Source organism: Flavobacterium soyae, from assembly GCF_021245985.1.
In the GTDB taxonomy this organism is placed as follows: domain Bacteria; phylum Bacteroidota; class Bacteroidia; order Flavobacteriales; family Flavobacteriaceae; genus Flavobacterium; species Flavobacterium soyae.
Map to the genome: position 1 here is coordinate 39,141 of NZ_JAJQXA010000010.1, position 20,443 is coordinate 59,583.

A 20,443-nucleotide genomic window follows, 5' to 3' on the forward strand; every position below is an offset into this window, starting at 1 on the left:
TAAATAGAAGAAAAAATTAAACCTGCAAGGTTTGAAAAAACCTTGCAGGAGGAACTAACAAATAGAATAAATTAACTAATGAAAAACGCACAACTAACCACTTTGTTTTCAATCTGTATTTTTGGATTGCTGCTTACGCCAAAAGCATCGGCGCAAATTCAAAATGCAGATGTATTAAACGCTCCAATAGATATCAGCAAAGATTTTCAGAATTACCTGAACACTTTTTATTTTGCCGATGAATTGGCTTCTTTCGATCCGGCAACCGGAAAAGGAACCATAAAATATCTGAGATACAATTATAAAACACGTCAGGCTTTCAACAATATGATGATGAAACCTGATGTAGAAAAACCAAATGAATTTCCAACAACAGAATACGAAGTTTCGCCAGAATTACCATTCGAAATTCAGTTTGTTTCAGATAGAACCATCAGAATAAAAACTACTTCAGGGCCACAATTTCACCCACAAAAAGAATCCTTGATGTTGGTTGACGGCGTTGCGCCAAATCATCCTGAATTATGGAAATATTCTAAAATCGAAGGCGGACATAAGTACACAAGCAAACATGGAGTTGTAGAAATTTTGACAAAACCGTGGCACGTAAAAATCTACGATGAAAACGGAAAATTGCTGACAAGTACACTTCACGATACCGATTTTAAAAACACCTATACACCAACACTTCCGTTCTCGTATGTTCGCAGAAACAGCGATTATTCAAGAAGTATGGGCGCAGCTTTTAGCTTAGAACCGGACGAAAAAATATTTGGCTGCGGAGAATCATTTACACAATTCAACAAACGCGGTCAAAAAGTAGTTTTATGGACAGATGATGCTAACGGAATCCAGAATGAAACGATGTACAAACCAATTCCGTTTTACATGAGTAGCCGTGGTTATGGCGTTTTCATGCATCATTCAACACCAATAACTGTTGACTTTGGAAGATATTTTGGAAGTGCCAACGAAATGTATATTGGCGATGACGAAGCCGATTTGTTTTTCTTCATTGGAGAACCAAAAGATGTTTTAGATCAATATACCAATTTAACTGGAAAAGCTGCAATGCCGCCGCTTTGGTCATTTGGTTTTTGGATGAGCCGTATTACTTATTTCTCTGAAAAAGAAGGAAGAGATGTAGCAAGAGATTTACGTAAATACAAAATCCCAACCGATGTTATTCACTTTGACACTGGCTGGTTTGATGTAGACTGGAGAAACAATTACGAGTTTGCAAAAGCACGTTTCCCTGATGCAACAAAAATGATGTCTGATTTAAAAGAAGATGGTTTTCATGTGTGTCTATGGCAATTACCATATTTTACACCAAAGAATACTTTGTTCCCTGAAATCATGGACAAAAACCTTGCGGTAAGAGACAGAAAAGGAAATCTTCCTTACGAAGATGCCGTTTTAGATTTCTCAAATCCGGAAACAATAACCTGGTATCAAGGGAAATTGAAAAAATTATTCGACGAAGGTGTTTCAGTTTTCAAAGTTGATTTTGGAGAAGCTGCACCGCCAGACGGAATTTACCATTCAGGAAGAACAGGATTTTACGAACACAATTTATATCCATTAAGATATAATAAAGCTGTTGCCGAAATTACCCAAAAAGAAAAAGGATATACTTTAATCTGGGCAAGAAGTACATGGGCAGGATCTCAGCGTTATCCATTACATTGGGGTGGAGATGCCGAAACTTCAAACGGAGCAATGTCGGCAGAATTACGCGGCGGACTTTCATTAGGTCTAAGCGGATTCAGTTTCTGGAGTCATGATGTTGGAGGGTTTGCTACAAAATCCCCGGAGAATTTATACAGAAGATGGGCGCCTTTCGGAATGTTTACTTCACACGTAAGAAGCCACGGAGAACCTCCGCGCGAGCCTTGGTTATACAGCAAAGATTTCCTTGAAGGATTTAGAAAAGCAGATAATATGCGTTACGAATTAATGCCGTATATCTACGCTCAGGCAAAAGAAAGTTCTCAAAAAGGTTTACCAATGATGCGCGCTTTATTTGTAGAATATCCAAACGATCCGGGAGCCTGGTTAGTTGACAATGAATATTTATTTGGATCAAGTATTTTAGTTGCACCGCTTTTTGAAGAAGTAACAGAAAGAGACGTTTATCTTCCGGAAGGAACATGGATTGATTACCAAACTAAAAAAGTATACCAATCAGGATGGCACAAAATAAAAGCCGGCGAAGTGCCAATCGTGGTTTTGGTAAAAGATGGAACAGCATTGCCTCACATTGGTTTAGCACAGTCTACAAAAGATATGGATTGGAGTAAATTAACGTTGAAAGTATATGCGAGTGATAAAACAACTTCGGCGACAGCCAAAGTGTTTTTACCAAACGACACCGCAGTTCAGGAAATAAAAGTGACTAAAAACGGAAACAATTTTGACGTAACTGCAAACCCATTAAACGGAAAAACCACTTTTAAAACAGAGTGGATAAAATAAAGATATATGCCACAGATTACACAGATTAAAAGGATTAAAAATTGAGAATTAAAAATCTGTTTAAATCTGCAAAATCTGCGTGAAAAAATAAACACACAGAATTAAAAAAAATCATTTTAATCTGTGTAATCTGTGGCAAAAAAATAAATCCCAACTTAGGATAAAAATAAGTTTTTGTTGAGTTTCTAAATCGGGCGAAAGCCCTGCCACGCCCGATTTATTAAAAATGAATTAAGAAAAATATCATGAAAAAACACCTGATTCTTCCCGCTTTATTACTTTCAGTTTCGATTGGATACAGTCAGAAAAATAAAAACGCTTATGAATTAGCGTCGCCAAACGGAAAAAATAAAATCAAATTTGAGCTTGTAAAAAATGCTCCAAAATATGCCGTTTCACACGGAAAAACCGAAGTGATTACACCATCGGATTTAGGATTTTTACTGAAAGGAAATGAAGATTTCAGCTCCAATTTCGAAATCAAAAATGTCAAAAAATCAACGTTTGATGAAACATGGGAACAAGTTTGGGGAGAAAAGAAAAACATTAGAAATCACTACAATCAGCTTTCGGTTGAATTACAGCAAAAAACAGGAAACAAACGTAAACTGGAAATTCAGTTTCGTGCTTTCGATGACGGAGTTGCATTTCGATATGTATATCCAAAACAAAATGTAAAAGACAGTATTTTCATTATGGATGAAAAAACGACTTTTAACTTAAAAGAAGATGGAAAAGCATGGTGGATTCCGGCAAACAGAGAAAACCGCGACGAATATTTATTTGAAGCGGCACCGGTTAGTAAACTAGATACCGTTTTGACTCCATTAACTATAGAAAGCAAAAGCGGATTAGCTTTGAGTTTTCACGAAGCAAACTTAATTGATTACGCAAGTACAACTTTGGTAAACAATGTTGGTACACAACTTAAAACCGATCTTGTGCCTTGGTCAGACGGTGTTAAAGTTCGTGTAAAAGATACATTCACTTCATCTTGGAGAACCATTCAAATAGGAGAAAAACCAGCAGATTTAATTATGTCTTATTTGATTCTAAATCTGAACGAACCAAACAAATTAAAAAATACAGCAAGCTATTTCAAACCATACAAATACTTAGGAATTTGGTGGGGAATGCATATTGGGAAATATACTTTTTGGGAAAGTGACAAACAAGGTGCAACCACAAAACATGCTGAAGAATATATTGATTTTACAGCAAAAGAAGGTTTCAATCATTTATTGATCGAAGGCTGGAACAAAGGCTGGACGCCGGGCTGGTATGAAAATCGTATGCATATGTTCAGTTTCACCAAAAATGCAGACAATTTCGATTTAGAAAAAGTGGTTGAATATGGAAAGAAAAAGAACATTGAATTAATCGGTTATCACGAAACAGGTTCAAACTTGATTAACTATTTAAAACAAGTTGACGAAGGTTTTGCCTTATACAAAAAACTAGGAATTCATACCGTAAAAATTGGTCATGTAGGTTCTAAATTAAACATGAAAGAAATGCACTTCGGACAGTTTGGAGTAAATTATTTCAGGTATATTTTAGAAAAAGCGGCACAATACGATTTAGCCGTTTTATACCACGAATCAATAAAAGATACAGGAGAACGCAGAACTTATCCAAATATGGTTTCGAGAGAAGCAGCGCGAGGACAAGAATATAACGCCTGGAGCGAAGGAAATCCGCCAAGCCATTTAAGCATAATTCCGTTTACAAGATTACTTTCAGGACCAATGGATTTTACACCGGGAATCTTTGATGTTGAGGTAAAACAAGGATATCCGGGGAAAAGAATTCAGGGAACAGTTGGGCAGCAGTTGGCTATTTATGTAACAACTTATTCTCCAATTCAAATGTTGGCTGATCTTCCAGAAAATTATGAAGGAAAACCGGCATTGCAATTCTTAAAAGATGTTCCGACAGATTGGGAAGATACAAAAGTTTTAAACGGAGAAATTGGTCAATACATTACAACAGCCCGTAAAGACAGAAACAGCGCCGATTGGTTTTTAGGAAGTATCACAAATGAAAAACCAAGAGATCTTGAAATTTCATTATCATTCTTAGATAAAAACGCAGCATACGAAGCGCAGATTTATGCCGATGCAGAAGGAACAGATCAAAAACATAATCCTGAAGCAGTAGCAATTTCAAAGAAAACAGTAAAAGCTGCCGATTTGCTAAAAATAAAATTAGGCGGAGCCGGAGGAACAGCAATTAGATTTAAAAAATTATAATATAGGATATAGTTTATCAAACCCGACAAGTTTTTGAAACCTGTCGGGTTTGCGTAACATAACGATTAGGATTAAAAAATAGAATTTATAAAAATTTCAGGCAGAGGCGTACAACTGTGAGTCTTTACTAAATAACCACAATTTTTTTAAATGAAAAACCTGCTTTTGCATATTATTTTTCTTTTGTCAATTAATTTGGTGTTGTCACAGCAAAAGCAATACCCTTTTCAGGATTCTAAATTAGATACCGAAAAACGTATTGATAATTTGTTATCCCTGATGACACTTGATGAAAAAGTACAGGCCTTAAGTACTAATCCATCGATTAAAAGATTAGGTGTTATAGGTACAGATCATGTAGAAGGATTGCACGGTTTAGCCTTGGGAGGGCCGGGAGAATGGGGAGGAAAAAACAAACAGCCTTTAACTACAACTACTTTTCCTCAGGCTTATGGCTTAGGAGAAACATGGGATGTAGATTTGCTTCAAAAAGCGGCACAGGTTGAAGGTTATGAAACACGCTATGCTTTTCAAAAATACCATCGCGGCGGATTAGTAGTTCGTGCTCCAAATGCAGATATAGCAAGAGACCCGCGTTGGGGCCGTACTGAAGAAAGTTATGGAGAAGATGCTTTTTTTAACGGAATGATGACGGTTGCTTTCATAAAAGGACTGCAGGGAAATAATCAAAAATATTGGCAGACAGCTTCGTTAATGAAACACTTTCTGGCCAATAGCAATGAAAACGGGAGAACCTATACCTCTTCTGATTTTGATGAAAGGCTTTGGCGCGAATATTATGCCCTGCCTTTTCAAATGGGAGTTCTTGAAGGAGGATCCCGTGCTTATATGGCAGCCTATAATAAAGTAAACGGAATTCCGGCAATGGTACATCCGATGCTGAAAAATATTACCCAAAAAGAGTGGGGACAAAACGGAATTATTTGTACTGATGGAGGTGCATTTACGTTATTACTTTCAGATCACAAATACTACGCTGATAAATACCTTGGGGCTGCGGCAGCCATAAAAGCAGGAATTAATCAGTTTTTAGATGAATATACAGAAGCAGTCTATGGCGCACTTTCACGTGGATATTTAAAGGAAAAAGAAATTGATGCCGTTATTAGGGGAAATTATCGAGTAATGATTCAACTGGGAATGTTAGATGCCCCAGAGGAAAATCCGTATGCAAAAATTGGAACAGAAAAAGATACAATTGATCCTTGGAAAACCGAAGTGCATAAAAAAATTGCTTTAGAAGCAGCACAAAAATCTATTGTACTGCTCAAAAATGATTCACAATTTCTGCCTTTGCAAAGAGATAAATTAAAAACAATTGCCGTAATAGGGCAGCGGGCAGATGAAGTGCTTTTAGATTGGTACAGCGGCACACCGCCTTATGTTATTACACCTTTAGAAGGAATTAAAAACAGGCTGGGGAACAATGTTGAAATTCTTTACGCTAAAAACAACATTGATGGTAAGGCTGTCGAAATAGCAAAAAAAGCAGATGCTGTAATTGTAATTGTTGGAAATCACCCTGTTTGTAATGCAGGCTGGGCTGATTGCCCCATTCCAAGCGAAGGTAAAGAATCTGTTGATCGTCAATCGCTGACTTTAGAACAGGAAGATTTGATTAAAGTGGTGTATAAAGCTAATCCTAACATGGCAGTTGCTTTAATTAGTAGTTTTCCATACGCTATAAACTGGACACAAGAACACGTGCCAGCAATTGTACATATGACACAAAACAGTCAGGAAACAGGAACAGCTTTAGCCAATGTTCTATTTGGAGATTACAATCCTGCCGGGCGTTTGATACAAACTTGGGTTAGAGATATTACCGATTTGCCTGATTTATTGGATTACAATATCAGAAATGGAAGGACTTATATGTATTTCAAAGGAAAACCATTGTATGCTTTTGGCCACGGATTGAGCTATACCACTTTTAAATACAATACTATTGAAACCAATTCTGAAACAATTGCTAAAAATGGCGAACTAAAAATTACGGTTTCGGTTACAAACACTGGAAATAAAGATGGAGATGAAGTAGTTCAATTGTATGTAAAACAATTACAGTCAAAAGTTGAACGTCCTGAAAAAGAACTGAAAGCATTTCAGAGAGTTTTTTTTAAAGCCGGAGAAACTAAAAATGTTTTTTTGACTTTGAAAGCTAAAGATATAGAATATTGGAACACAGCAAAGCAGCAATTTGAATTAGAAAATAATAGTATAGAAATTCAAATAGGAAGCGCATCGGATAATATTCTTTTAAATAAAAAAGTAACAGTGAAATAATTACAATGAAGAGAAACCTAACGATATTATTTGTTTTATTGTCACTAATCAATGTTGAATTGTTTGGACAGGAAATAAATGCTGCAAAAACCAGTTCTGAAAACAGAACCATAAAAGTTGACTATAACAAAGAGACCGGAAAACTAAGCACCATGTTTAAAGAATGTATTGGTGCAGGACGAGCAAATGAAGGCTTGCGCGCCGACTGGCAGGAACAACTGGCATTAGTTAAAAAAGAATGTGACTTTAAATACATTCGAATGCATGGTTTATTGACAGATGATATGGCCGTTTATCGTGAAGATGAAAAAGGAAATCCCGAATATAATTATCAATATGTTGATGTTTTGTTCGATTATATAGTGAGCTTAAAAATGAAACCTTTTGTAGAATTAGGTTTTATGCCGAATGCTTTAGCGAGCGGAAAAGAAACTATTTTTTGGTGGAAAGGAAATGTTACGCCTCCAAAAGATTATAAAAAATGGGAAGATTTAATTCAAAATTTAACCCGGCATTTTACAGAACGTTATGGTGCAGAAGAAGTAAAAACATGGTATTTTGAAGTTTGGAACGAACCAAATTTATCTCCGGGTTTCTGGACAGGAACTCAGGCAGATTATTTCAAATTATATGAATATAGCGCACGTGCAGTAAAAAGTGTGAATAGAGATTACAAAGTTGGCGGGCCGGCAACAGCTGGCGCAGGATGGGTTCCTGAAACAATTGATTTTTGCGTTAAGAATAATGTTCCAATCGATTTTATTTCAACACATACTTATGGCGTAAAATCTGGATATCTGGACGAATTCGGAACTTCGGGAACTATTTTAAGTCAGGATGAATTCAGCGTAAGCGGCGATATTTTAAATTCAAGAAAACAAATTGCAGCTTCGGCAAAACCAAATTTAGAATTGCATTATACAGAGTGGAGTGCTTCGTACACACCTTCAGATCCAATTCACGACAGCTATCATTCCGCAGCGTATATTTTGCAGAAAATAAAACAAGTGGGCAATGCAGCAAATTCGATGTCATATTGGGTTTTTACCGATATTTTTGAAGAAGCCGGGCCAAGATTTACACCTTTTCACGGCGGTTTCGGATTATTGAACACGCAGGGAATTAAAAAACCGGCCTATTTCTCGTATTATTTAATGAATAAATTAGGAGAAACAGAACTTCAAAATGCAGACAAAGCTTCATGGGTTAGTAAAAACGAAAAAGGCGATGTACAACTTTTATTCTGGGATTTTACCAATACACATCCGGGTGATAAAGTTTTAAATCAAACCTATTATCTTCAGGATTTACCATCGAAACCAAAAGGCGTTGTGAAAATCGAATTAGACAATCTGGCAAAAGGAAAATACAATTTAGAAATCTACAAAGTTGGTTATAAAACACATGATGTTTATGCTGATTATCTGGCAATGAAGAGTCCAAAGCAGCTTAGTAAAGAACAGGTAAAACTTCTCAAAGAAAAAAATAACGATTGTCTGATCTCTACAGAAAAAATAAAAATCGATTCAAAAGGAATATTCAACAGAGAAATTGCAATTAACGAAAATGATGTTTATATGTTTAGATTCGTGAAACAGTAATTTCCTAAATAAAATCTCAAAAACTAAAAAACCACAATCAATGAAAAACAAATTTATATACTTCTCAGCAGCATTGGCAGTTATGCTGTTTGTTTCGTGTAAAAATGAAGCACAGAGTTCTGGTTCTGAAACAGCTCAGAAAGAATATCAGGGGAAAGAAATCGGTTCAGAACATGATGCCGAAATAGATAAATTAATTTCTCAAATGACACTTGAGGAAAAAATCGGAATGCTGCACGGAAACAGTATGTTTACCAGCGGCGGTGTAAAACGTTTAGGCATTCCGGAGTTAAAAATGGCAGATGGACCGCTTGGAGTACGTGAAGAAATTTCTCGCGACAATTGGGCTCCGGCAGGATTAACAAATGATTTTGCAACGTATTATCCGGCAGGAGGAGCTTTAGCCGCAACATGGAATGCTGAAATGGCCTATACTTTTGGAAACAGTGTTGGACAGGAATTACGTGCCAGAGATAAAGACATGCTGCTTTCTCCAGCAATCAATATGGTAAGATCACCATTGGGAGGAAGAACCTATGAATATATGAGCGAAGATCCGTTTTTGAATAAAAAAATTGCAGTGCCATTAGTTGTTGGCTTACAAGACAATGATGTTATGGCCTGCGTGAAGCACTTCGCTGCAAATAATCAGGAAACAAACCGTGATTTTGTCGATGTGCAGATTGACGAACGTACACTTCGTGAAATTTACCTGCCTGCATTTGAGGCAACGGTGAAAGAAGGTCATGCATATGCAATCATGGGTGCTTACAATAAATTTAGAGGAGAATATTTATGTGAGAACGATTATATGCTCAACAAAATCCTTCGTGACGAATGGGGATTTAAAGGAGTTGTAGTTTCAGACTGGGCTGCGGTACATTCTACAGTAAAAACACTTCAAAGCGGTTTAGATATTGAAATGGGAACGCCAAAACCTTTTAATGAATTTTTCCTTGCAGATAAATTAATCGCCGCTGCGAAAAACAAAGAAATCTCAGAAGCAGAAATCGATAAACATGTAAAAAGAATTTTACGTGTATTATTTCAGGTAAAAGCGATGGGCAGTAAAGACCGTGTAAAAGGAAGCATAGCAACCGAAGCACATTATCAGGATGCGTATAAAATTGCTGCAGAAGCGGTAGTTTTGTTGAAAAACGAAAACAACGCACTGCCATTAAAGCTTGACGGAATTAAATCTATTGCTGTAATTGGAAATAATGCCACAAAGAAAAACGCTCTTGGCGGATTTGGTGCCGGAGTAAAAACCAAAAGAGAAATTACACCGCTTGAAGGTTTAAAAAACAGACTTCCGTCATCAATTAAAATTAATTACGCCGAAGGATATTTAGAACGTTACGATGAAAAAAATAAAGGAAATCTAGGAAATATTACTTCAAGCGGTCCGGTAACAATCGATCAGTTAGATCCGGCAAAAGTTCAGGAAGCAGTTGAAGCCGCTAAAAAATCAGACGTTGCCGTTATTTTTGCTGGTTCTAACCGTGATTACGAAACAGAAGCATCTGACCGCAGAAACTTAAAATTACCATTTGGACAGGAAGAATTGATTCAAAAAGTATTGGCCGTTAATCCAAAAACGATTGTAGTTTTTGTTGCCGGAGCTCCTTTTGAAATTGAAAATATCAGCAAAAAAGCTCCGGCTGTAGTCTGGTCTTGGTTTAACGGATCTGAAGGAGGAAATGCTTTAGCCGATGTATTATTAGGAAAAGTAAATCCGTCTGGGAAATTACCTTGGACAATGCCTAAAAATATTATGGATTCACCAGCACATGCCACAAATAGTTTCCCTGGGGGAAAAACAGTAAATTATGCCGAAGGAATTTTGATTGGATACCGTTGGTTTGATACTAAAAATATTGCGCCTTTATATCCTTTTGGTTACGGATTATCATACACCGCTTTTGCTTTTGAAAATGCTAAAGCAGATAAAGTTTCTTATGCTGCAAATGAAACAATTTCTGTTTCTGTTGAAGTAAAAAACACAGGAAAAGCAGATGGAAAAGAAGTCGTTCAATTATACACTGCAAAATCAGATTCTAAAGTAGCCCGTGCGGCTCAGGAATTAAAAGGATTCTCAAAAGTCTTTATAAAAGCCGGGGCTTCGCAAACAGTTACAATTAAAGTTCCTGTAAAAGAGCTGGCTTACTACGATGTTGCTGCAAAAAAATGGACAGTTGAGCCAGGAAAATACACTTTAAAAGTGGGGAATTCTTCAAGAGATATTAAAAAAGAAATTACTATAACAATCAAATAAAATGAAAAACACAATTAAAGTTTACCTGTTGAGCAGTATTTTATGCTTCTCTTTTTTAAGCCTTTGGGCTTGCAGTTCTGATAAAGAAGAAGAAAAAGCAGCAGTAAAAACACTTACTGTCGACACCAATAAAATTGATTTTGTAAGCAAAGGCAGTGAAGCCAGCATAAAAATCAATACAAATGTTACGGCGTGGGCAATTAGTAATCCAGGTTCAAGCTGGATCCAGATAAGTCAGGCTGGAGGAACTTCTGGAACCATTACCGTTAAAATAACAGCTTCAGAAAACACAAATACAGCAGCAAGAACCGGAACTATTACAATTAGCTCAAGTGAAACTTCATCTGTTCAAATTTCGATTACTCAGGCAGGTGCTGCGGTAGTTACAAGTTTATACCCAAGTTACAATACAAACCCAATTGCGGCAGACCAATCAGGAATGTCAAGTACAGCTGTACAATTAGCGACAAAAATAAAATTAGGCTGGAACATTGGTAATACAATGGAAGCAATTGGCGGAGAAACAGCTTGGGGAAATCCAAAAGTTACAAAAGCGTTGATCGATGCAGTAAAAGCAAACGGATTTAATGCAATAAGAATTCCTTGTTCATGGAATCAGAATATGGCAAATGCTTCAACAGCACAACTTAAAACAGAATGGCTGGATAGAGTTAAAGAAGTTATCCAATATTGTGTTGACAATGATATGTATGTTCTTGTAAATATTCACTGGGACGGCGGCTGGCTGGAAAATAATATTACCGAAGCTAAAAAAGTAGAAAACAATGCCAAACAAAAAGCTTTTTGGGAACAAATCGCAACACATTTACGTGGATTTGACGAGCACTTACTTTTTGCCAGTGCAAACGAGCCGAATGTTGAAGATGCAGCGCAAATGGCAGTTTTAACTTCGTACCATCAAACTTTTATTAATGCAGTCCGTTCTACCGGAGGAAAAAATGCATATCGTACTTTAGTAGTTCAGGGGCCATCAACAGATATCGAAAAAACAAACAAATTAATGACTACACTGCCTACAGATTCAGCAGCAAGCCGTATGATGGTGGAGGTTCATTATTATGGCCCTTGGAATTTTGGAGGTTTGACTAAAGATGAAACCTGGGGGAAAATGTTTTATTATTGGGGAGCAAATTATCACTCAACAACAGATACAGAACGAAATGCAACTTGGGGAGAAGAAGCAGATTTAGAGAAAACCTTTAAATTAATGAAAACACAGTTTGTTGATAAAGGAGTTCCGGTTTTGCTTGGAGAATTTGGAGCAATTCGCAGAACAACTTTAACAGGAGACGCTTTAACTTTACATTTAGCTTCGAGAGCTTATTATTTAAAAACTGTTGTAAAAACAGCTCGAACAAATGGTTTATTACCTTTTTATTGGGACGAAGGAAGCATTGGAAATAATGGTTTCGGGATTTTTAAAAGAAGTGATAATACCGTTTTTGATACTCAGGCTTTAACAGCTCTGAAGGAAGGATTACAGTAAAAAAAAAGAGCTAAACCATATAAGTGGTATAAGAAAATTTAAGTTTATAATTATTTTTTGACTTAACTTTACTTATATCACTTATGTGGTTTTAACAATTCAAATTAGAAAGGAATGAAAAAAAGTGTCTTATTTATTTTTCTGATAATAAGTGTTTTAACTAACGCAAATGTCAAAATGCCTTTGCTGTTTTCAGACGGAATGGTGCTGAAGCGTAACAAAGCGATCCCAATTTGGGGTTTTGCCGATGCAAATGAAAAAATAGAGGTTCATTTTAACAAACAAATACAAAAAACAACAGCCGATAAAAACGGAAAATGGACTTTAAATCTAAATTCTGAAAAAGCCGGCGGACCTTTCGAATTAATAATTATCGGGAAAAATAAAATCACCATAAAAAATGTTTTGGTTGGTGAAGTTTGGATTTGCAGCGGGCAATCGAATATGGAATTTCGGGTTTCAAAAACCATAAATGCCGAAAAAGAAATTGCCGATTCAAATTATCCAATGATTCGTCATTTTGGAGTTGCACAAGATTTAAGCGGAAAACCAAAAGACGATTTAAAAGCCGGAAAATGGGAAGCAGCCAATAAAGAAACTGTTGGTAATTTTACAGCAGTAGGATATTATTTCGCCAGAAAATTATATGCTGAATTAAAAATTCCAATTGGAATTATAAATACTTCCTGGGGCGGAACTAATGTCGAAACATGGACAAGTCGTGAAGCATTCCAAAAAAGTGATGAGTTTAAAACCTTGATTACTGGTGTTCCAATGGTGAATGTCGATTCTATTTCGAAATTGTACGCCAAACAAATGAAAGAAAGAATCGAAAAAGTTCAGGGAACTCCGGTAAGTACAGAAAATGAAAATACTTTCAAAGATCCGGTATTCAACGATGCTTCCTGGGGCGAACTTAATACACCAAGTTTATGGGAAAATCAGCCTTTAGAAGATTTAGACGGAGTGGTTTGGATGCGAAAAACGATAACACTTTCTGCAGAAGATATTAAAAACAAAGGAACGCTTCATCTTTCAAAAATCGACGATGAAGATATTACGTATTTAAACGGTATCGAGGTGGGCAGAAACACACAATACGATGTAAAACGTGTTTACGAAATACCGGCAAATATTTTAAAAGAAGGCAAAAATGTAATCGCAGTCAGAATTGTCGACAACAGCGGCGGCGGCGGAATCTACGGCGACGCAGCCGATTTAAAACTAAGTTTAGGTAGTAAAAATATTCCGCTTGACGGAAGATGGAAATTCAAAGTTATTGTCGTAAAAACATCTTTGTCACCAAACAGTTATCCATCGTTATTATACAATGCAATGGTAAATCCGCTGGTTCCGTATGCCATTGAAGGTGTTTTATGGTATCAGGGCGAAGCCAATGTTTGGAGAGCCAATCAATACAAAAAAGCATTTCCGTTAATGATTACAGATTGGCGAACAAAGTTTAAACAAGGTGATTTTCCTTTTTACTTCGTTCAATTGTCAACTTTTAATGAGCAAAATGGCAACAGCAAAGTTGGCAGCCGCTGGGCAGAACTTCGTGAAGCACAATCTGAAACGTTAAAATTGCCAAATACAGGAATGGCTGTTACGACAGATATTGGGAATGCAAAAGACATTCACCCAACTAACAAACAAGACGTTGGTTTACGTTTGGCGGCAATTGCTTTAAACAATGTTTACGGTAAAAAACGAGTTTACAGTGGTCCAACGTACAAATCGCAGGAAATCGCAGGAAATCAAATTATTTTAACTTTCGATAATATTGGTTCGGGATTAACAGCTTTAGATAATTCTGAAAATCTAAAAGGATTCGAAATTGCGGGTGCCGACAAAGTTTTTCATTCCGCGAAAGCGATAATAAAAAACAACAAAGTAATTGTATCAAGCGATCAGGTTCAAAATCCTGCGGCAGTTCATTATGGCTGGGCAGACGATGATACTGAAATTAATCTTTTCAATAAAGAAAAATTTCCTGCATCACCATTTAGAACTGATAATTGGGAAATGATTACGGCGAATGAAGTTTACAAAGTGAGTAAATAGTTATTAGTCCTTAGTAATTAGTGAGAAGTAAAAAGTCTTTTGAACAGTTTTTTGAAACTTGTTTGAATGAAAAATAAATTAAAAATGTTTGTTAGGAACAATACATCGGTAGCAACGGATGAAATCTGTTGTTAAAAAGTCAATATTCAATAATGTTCCGTAGGAACATTTGATTGGTAACATTTAAAACGCAGCAAAATGAATTCAAACCTCATAAAAATTTTTCTCATTTTACTTTTCACCTCTTACTGCACAAACATTTCGGCACAATCGAAACATGTTTTATGGTACAAACAGCCTGCCGAATTCTTTGAAGAAAGCTTAGTTTTAGGAAACGGAAAAATGGGTGCAACAGTTTTTGGCGGAGTCAATTCAGATAAAATTTATTTGAATGATATTACGCTTTGGTCAGGTGAGCCGGTAAATGCCAATATGAATCCTGAAGCTTACAAAAATATTTCCGCAATTCGTGAAGCTCTTAAAAACGAAAATTATAAGCTTGCGGAGGAATTAAATAAAAAAGTTCAAGGCAAAAATTCTGAAAAATATGCTCCGCTTGGAACAATGGAAATCAAAAATTCCAATAACGGAAAAGTTTTGAATTACTACAGAGAGTTAGATATCTCTAATGCTGTTTCAAAAGTCAGCTATGAAATTGACGGTGTAAAATTTACTCGTGAATATTTTGTTTCAGCGCCAGACCAAATCGTGGTTATCAAATTAACCAGCAGTCAAAAAGGAGCTCTAAGTTTTGACATTAATTCAAGCAGTCTGCTGCAGTCAAAAGTTACCGTAACAGACAATGTTTTGACAATGAAAGGAACAGCTCCTATTAATGAACACTCGAATTATCAGGTTCAGCCTTCTTTTCTTCAGCAGAAAGAAAGAGGAACACGATTTACAACTTTGATGAAAATCAAAAATACTGATGGAACAATTGTAACCGGAAACAATACAATTGGTGTAAAAGATGCGACAGAAGCCGTAATTTATGTTTCGATTGCAACAAGTTTTAATGGTTTTGACAAGAACCCTGCTTCGGAGGGATTAAATGACAAATCGATTGCGTTACAAAACTTAAATAAAGCATTTATAAAATCATTTGATAAATTAAAATCGTCCCATATTGCCGATTATCAAAAATTCTACAACCGTGTAACGTTAGATTTAGGCAAAACCACAGCACCAGATTTACCAACAGACGAACGTTTACTGCGTTACGCTGACGGAAAAGAAGATGAAAATCTAGAGATTCTTTATTTCAATTACGGTCGATATTTGTTAATAAGTTCTTCAAGAACATTGGGAGTTCCTGCGAATTTGCAGGGAATCTGGAATCCGTATTTGAGTCCGCCCTGGAGCAGTAATTATACGATGAATATTAATCTAGAAGAAAATTACTGGCTGGCAGAAAACACCAATCTTTCAGAAATGCATCTGCCGCTTTTGAGTTTTATTAAAAATCTTTCGGTAACCGGAAAAGTAACGGCAAAGACTTTTTATGGAGTTAATGAAGGCTGGGCGGGGGCGCATAATTCTGATATTTGGGCAATGACAAATCCCGTTGGACAATTTGGAAAAGAAGAACCAATGTGGGCATGCTGGCCAATGGCTGGCGCATGGCTGAGTACACATATTTGGGAACATTATATTTTTACTCAGGATGTGACTTATTTAAAGAAAGAAGGTTATCCGTTAATGAAAGGTGCCGCTGAATTTTGTCTTGGATGGATGGTAACAGATAAAAATGGAAATTTAATTACATCACCATCGACTTCACCAGAAAACCAATATAAACTAACAGATGGTTTTGTCGGAGCAACAATGTATGGCGGAACTGCCGATTTAGCGATGATTCGCGAATGCTTTGATAAAACGATAAAAGCCTCAAAAATTTTAAATATTGATGCTGAATTTAGGGGTAAACTTGAAAAAACACTTTCAAAACTGCATCCGTATCAAATTGGTAAAAAAGGAAATCTGCAGGAATGGTATTTTGACTGGGATGATAATGACCCGAAACACCGTCATCAATCGCAGTTATTCGGACTTTTTCCAGGTGATCATATCACGCCTTTAAAAACTCCAGATTTAGCCGAAGCTTCAAGAAAAACACTGGAAATAAAAGGTGACGAAACAACAGGCTGGTCAAAAGGCTGGAGAATCAATCTTTGGGCAAGACTTTGGGACGGAAACCGTGCTTATAAAATGTTCCGGGAGTTATTACGTTACGTTGATCCTGATGGAAAGAAAACAGAAACGCCAAGAAGAGGCGGAGGAACATATCCGAATTTATTCGACGCACATCCGCCATTTCAAATTGATGGTAATTTTGGAGGAGCTGCAGCTGTTGCCGAAATGCTAGTGCAGTCTAATGAAAATGAAATTAGATTACTTCCTGCTTTACCAGATGCCTGGGAGCAAGGTTCTGTAAAAGGAATCTGTGCAAGAGGCGGATTTGAATTAGAAATAACATGGAACAATAAGAAACTGGAAAAAGTAATTGTTTTTTCGAAAAAAGGAGGAAAAACAACGTTGGTTTTCGGGGATAAAAAACAAAATATCACTTTGGAAAAAGGCCAGAAATTAGAAATAAACTGGTAATTCTTATTTTGAAAACTAATGTCACCCTGAGCGAGAAGTCGAAGGCTCGATTAATATAAAAGTGCTTCGATTTCGCTCAGCCTGACTAACGGATGAATAGCCTCCAGTTTTAACTGGAGGTTTTTTAGTTTCAACAACAAACGGCTTTAGCCTAAATACATTATTTTGGCTAAAGCCTTGTATGTATATCTATTCTCAAACCTCCAGTTAAAACTGGAGGCTATTAATCTTTCTTGAAAAGAAAAAACTTTTATAAAAGTTTTAAACTTTTATAAAGGTTTTTTTCTAATTGATAAATATGATTAAACCCGACAGGTTTAATTATTCGTACAGATATTATTCTTCTTTAGCAGTTTCTTTTTCTTCTTCAGATTTTTCAGTCTGCTTTTCTTTAAAAGTTTCGTACCATTTTTCAATAGAAGGATAAACAAAAGCAGCCACTTTTTTCACCGGATTATAGAAAATAGATTTATCTAAAGTTTCTTTTTTAGCGAAAGTATTATTGAAGTTAATTTTTTCAAACAGAGCAATAAAAATACTTAAAATCAGGATTGTTTTTAAGATTCTGAAAAATCCTCCGCCTAATTTATTCATCCAGCCCAGCATTGCAAAATCAGCAATTCCGGTTAATATTTTAGCAAGGAAATAAACACCAATTACTACCAAAATAAAAGTTAGGACAAAAGCCGTAATCTGAATATTACTTGGATTCCATGAAACATGTTTTGAAATCATGCCAGCTATTAAAGAAGAAAATTTAATCGCAAGATAAATCCCTAATAGCAGCGAAATAAAAGAAGCAACTTCTACAAAAAGACCGTTTTTAATTCCTTTATAAAGACTATAAATTAAAAGCGCGGCAACGATAATATCAAAAAAACTCATGTTTTGGTATGTTTAATAAAGGCGCAAATATATGTTTTTTTAAGGTTCAGAGGCTCGGTGTTGCAAAGGTTCAGCCATTTTTAATCTTGATTTATCTAATATTTAAAATCTATGTTTCTATGTGTTTAATTTTTTTAACGTGTTTGAATTTGAACTGTGTATCTTTGCAAATCAAATTTTAGAATTCAGATTGCGATTCTGCCCCCTTCAGAATCAGATTTTTCAGCAATCTAATATCTAAAATCAACAATCTAAAATCATATAATGTCTAGAGATATACAACTAAAAGAGCGCTGGGAAAAGCTCGTCGATATACTTTCAAATCAATTTTCGCAAGGCGAAGACTTAGATTTAGATGCCATAATTTACCTAATTGGAGTTCAGGAACTCGGAAAAATACACCGTGAATTCAAAAAAGATGAAAAACTAAACTTAATGCATATCGCGATCTGCAGATTGCTGGAGCCTTACGGGTTTTATGAATTTGATTTTTTTGATTCAGAAGGCTGGCCGCATTACAAAGTAAAAGAACAATTGCCTGCACTAAAAGCCGGGGAACAATCTGTTTTAATGAAAGAAGCAATTGTAAATTATTTTTTAGAAAGAAAACTTATTGAGTAGTTTTTAGTTTACAGTCGCAGTCTCAGTTTTCAGAACTAAAAACTTCAACTTACACTTTCAACTAAAAATTTCACAAAGATGTGTAGATATGCAATGACTTCCTATAAACCTCATTATGCCTGTTTTAATTGTCGAAAAACATTTAAAAGAAGACTTAAAAGTGATGTAAAAGATGGTACAGAATTAAATTATGAAGCCAAATGCCCTGAATGTGGCGAGTTAACGGCAAATATGGGACTTGATTTTGAATCTCCAAAAAAGGATGATGTAAAAAAATGGGAACATATTAAAAATTTATATACTGTAGGGATTACATTCCATTCTTGTGGATGCAGCGGCCCTGGTTATATTCCGAATTCAAAAGAAAAATTAATCCAATATTTTGAGGAACTAAAAGAAACCTATCTTAAAAATATGGATTTTTGGCGTACAAGAATCGAACCATCTAATAATCGGGAAAGAGATCGTGATTGGACTAAAAATGCAATTGAGTTAGCAAGTGTAGCATCAAGATATGGAAAAGAAATTGTTAAAAATCAGGATGGTATAAATTATTGGCATAAAAAAATTACTGAAGTTGAAACTAAATTGAATCTGATAAAATAATTTTAAATACATAGTTTATAAGATACAATTCAATGTGAAAAATTTAATGATTTTTTGAGTTGATTTATAAATAAAAATCCTTTTTTACGTTGTTTATAAATACTAATTTGAAGGAACTCTTAGTCACAAAGGAAACTTTCAACTTTAAACATTAAACTTGAAACAAATTACTTAAATTTGTACTCTCAATTATCGAAGGAAAATGATAGATAAGATCAAACAACATATAGAGGAAGCTAAAGCCTTTAATGAGAAAAATAAAGAATCGTTAGAACAATTCCGTATTAAATATTTAGGAAGTAAGGGTTTATTGAAAGAACTTTTTACTGAATTTAAAAATATTCCAAACGATCAGAAAAAAGACTTTGGACAAGTAATTAATACCTTAAAAGCTGTTGCTGAAGAAAAAGTAAAGGTTATTCAGGAAGAACTTGAAAGCAAAGAAGAAACAAAAGGGATTTTTGGTGATTTAACGCGTGCTGCAGAACCGGTAATTGTTGGTTCCCGTCATCCTATTTCTATCGTAAAAAATCAGATTATAGATATTTTTGCCAATATTGGATTCAACGTTTCTGAAGGTCCGGAAATCGAAGACGACTGGCATAACTTTACTGCATTAAATTTGCCAGAATATCATCCGGCGCGTGATATGCAGGATACATTTTTCATCCAGACAAATCCTGATGTGTTATTGCGTACGCATACATCATCTGTTCAGGTGCGTTATATGGAAAATCATAAACCGCCAATTCGTACTATTTCACCGGGACGTGTTTTCCGTAACGAAGCCATTTCATCACGTTCGCACTGTATTTTCCATCAGGTAGAAGGATTGTATATTGACAAAGATGTTTCTTTTGCAGATTTAAAACAGACGTTACTTTATTTTACTAAAGAAATGTTTGGTAAATCTAAAATCCGTCTTCGTCCGTCTTATTTCCCATTTACAGAGCCAAGTGCTGAAATTGATATTTATTGGGGACTAAAAACTGAAACCGATTACCGTATAACTAAAGGAACTGGCTGGTTAGAAATTGGAGGATGCGGAATGGTTGATCCAAACGTTTTGAAAAACTGTGATATTAATCCAGACGAATACAATGGTTTTGCTTTTGGAATGGGAGTAGAGCGTATTGCCATGCTTTTATACCAAATTGGCGATATCCGTATGTTCTATGAAAATGATGTTCGTTTCTTAGAGCAGTTTAAAGCAAATATTTAATTTAAGTCTAAAAAGTCATAA

The 20,443-nt window shown here is 35.6% G+C and carries 12 protein-coding genes; 11 read left to right on the forward strand and 1 reads right to left on the reverse strand.

What is annotated here, in order from left to right; translation table 11 throughout:
* Window positions 1-78: 78 nt before the first annotated feature.
* The 8 genes from LUU93_RS13750 (at window position 79) to LUU93_RS13785 (ending at window position 17,088) form a co-directional block, all read left to right on the forward strand.
* Complete coding sequence (locus LUU93_RS13750; protein WP_232681713.1) at window positions 79-2,478, forward strand: glycoside hydrolase family 31 protein; 2,400 nt, start codon at window positions 79-81, stop codon at window positions 2,476-2,478.
* A 245-nt stretch (window positions 2,479-2,723) separates the two neighbouring features.
* On the forward strand, window positions 2,724-4,730 hold the full coding sequence (locus LUU93_RS13755) for a glycoside hydrolase family 97 protein (protein WP_232681714.1): 2,007 nt from the start codon (window positions 2,724-2,726) through the stop codon (window positions 4,728-4,730).
* Between the two features lie 150 nt (window positions 4,731-4,880).
* Window positions 4,881-7,037, forward strand: coding sequence for a glycoside hydrolase family 3 C-terminal domain-containing protein (locus tag LUU93_RS13760; protein WP_232681715.1), 2,157 nt, complete (start codon window positions 4,881-4,883; stop codon window positions 7,035-7,037).
* Between the two features lie 5 nt (window positions 7,038-7,042).
* Entirely contained in the window at window positions 7,043-8,638 is a 1,596-nt protein-coding gene (locus LUU93_RS13765; protein WP_232681716.1) for a GH39 family glycosyl hydrolase, read from the forward strand.
* A 40-nt stretch (window positions 8,639-8,678) separates the two neighbouring features.
* Window positions 8,679-10,913, forward strand: a complete 2,235-nt coding sequence (locus LUU93_RS13770; protein WP_232681718.1) for a glycoside hydrolase family 3 C-terminal domain-containing protein — start codon at window positions 8,679-8,681, stop codon at window positions 10,911-10,913.
* Between the two features lies 1 nt (window position 10,914).
* The gene (locus tag LUU93_RS13775) at window positions 10,915-12,420 is read left to right on the forward strand and encodes a cellulase family glycosylhydrolase (protein ID WP_232681719.1); all 1,506 of its coding nucleotides are present in this window, start codon (window positions 10,915-10,917) and stop codon (window positions 12,418-12,420) included.
* A gap of 114 nt (window positions 12,421-12,534) precedes the next feature.
* Window positions 12,535-14,484, forward strand: coding sequence for a sialate O-acetylesterase (locus LUU93_RS13780; RefSeq protein ID WP_232681720.1), 1,950 nt, complete (start codon window positions 12,535-12,537; stop codon window positions 14,482-14,484).
* A gap of 198 nt (window positions 14,485-14,682) precedes the next feature.
* A complete protein-coding gene (locus LUU93_RS13785) occupies window positions 14,683-17,088 on the forward strand; it encodes a glycoside hydrolase family 95 protein (protein ID WP_232681721.1) in 2,406 nt (801 codons plus the stop codon).
* Window positions 17,089-17,424: 336 nt separating this feature from the next.
* Here the strand turns inward: LUU93_RS13785 and LUU93_RS13790 are convergent, their stop codons facing one another.
* Window positions 17,425-17,973: a CvpA family protein gene (locus tag LUU93_RS13790; RefSeq protein ID WP_232681722.1), complete on the reverse strand. Its 549-nt coding sequence runs from the start codon at window positions 17,971-17,973 to the stop codon at window positions 17,425-17,427.
* 264 nt (window positions 17,974-18,237) lie between these two features.
* Here LUU93_RS13790 and LUU93_RS13795 point away from each other — a divergent pair, with 264 nt between their 5' ends.
* From LUU93_RS13795 to pheS, 3 genes are all read left to right on the forward strand, one after another.
* Window positions 18,238-18,594 (forward strand): hypothetical protein, encoded by a 357-nt coding sequence (locus LUU93_RS13795; RefSeq protein WP_232681723.1) that lies wholly within the window; start codon window positions 18,238-18,240, stop codon window positions 18,592-18,594.
* Window positions 18,595-18,672: 78 nt separating this feature from the next.
* Window positions 18,673-19,200 (forward strand): hypothetical protein, encoded by a 528-nt coding sequence (locus tag LUU93_RS13800; protein WP_232681724.1) that lies wholly within the window; start codon window positions 18,673-18,675, stop codon window positions 19,198-19,200.
* A 202-nt stretch (window positions 19,201-19,402) separates the two neighbouring features.
* Window positions 19,403-20,422, forward strand: a complete 1,020-nt coding sequence (gene pheS / locus LUU93_RS13805) for a phenylalanine--tRNA ligase subunit alpha (RefSeq protein WP_232681725.1) — start codon at window positions 19,403-19,405, stop codon at window positions 20,420-20,422.
* Window positions 20,423-20,443: the final 21 nt, after the last annotated feature.

Bases quoted from the DNA above. Each gene is read 5' to 3' on its own strand.
- LUU93_RS13750 (WP_232681713.1), top strand. From the start codon at position 79: ATGAAAAACGCACAACTAACCACTTTGTTTTCAATCTGTATTTTTGGA.
- LUU93_RS13770 (WP_232681718.1), top strand. From the start codon at position 8,679: ATGAAAAACAAATTTATATACTTCTCAGCAGCATTGGCAGTTATGCTG.
- LUU93_RS13760 (WP_232681715.1), top strand. From the start codon at position 4,881: ATGAAAAACCTGCTTTTGCATATTATTTTTCTTTTGTCAATTAATTTG.
- LUU93_RS13775 (WP_232681719.1), top strand. From the start codon at position 10,915: ATGAAAAACACAATTAAAGTTTACCTGTTGAGCAGTATTTTATGCTTC.
- LUU93_RS13765 (WP_232681716.1), top strand. From the start codon at position 7,043: ATGAAGAGAAACCTAACGATATTATTTGTTTTATTGTCACTAATCAAT.
- LUU93_RS13795 (WP_232681723.1), top strand. From the start codon at position 18,238: ATGTCTAGAGATATACAACTAAAAGAGCGCTGGGAAAAGCTCGTCGAT.
- LUU93_RS13785 (WP_232681721.1), top strand. From the start codon at position 14,683: ATGAATTCAAACCTCATAAAAATTTTTCTCATTTTACTTTTCACCTCT.
- LUU93_RS13780 (WP_232681720.1), top strand. From the start codon at position 12,535: ATGAAAAAAAGTGTCTTATTTATTTTTCTGATAATAAGTGTTTTAACT.
- LUU93_RS13800 (WP_232681724.1), top strand. From the start codon at position 18,673: ATGTGTAGATATGCAATGACTTCCTATAAACCTCATTATGCCTGTTTT.
- LUU93_RS13755 (WP_232681714.1), top strand. From the start codon at position 2,724: ATGAAAAAACACCTGATTCTTCCCGCTTTATTACTTTCAGTTTCGATT.
- LUU93_RS13790 (WP_232681722.1), bottom strand. From the start codon at position 17,973: ATGAGTTTTTTTGATATTATCGTTGCCGCGCTTTTAATTTATAGTCTT.
- pheS (WP_232681725.1), top strand. From the start codon at position 19,403: ATGATAGATAAGATCAAACAACATATAGAGGAAGCTAAAGCCTTTAAT.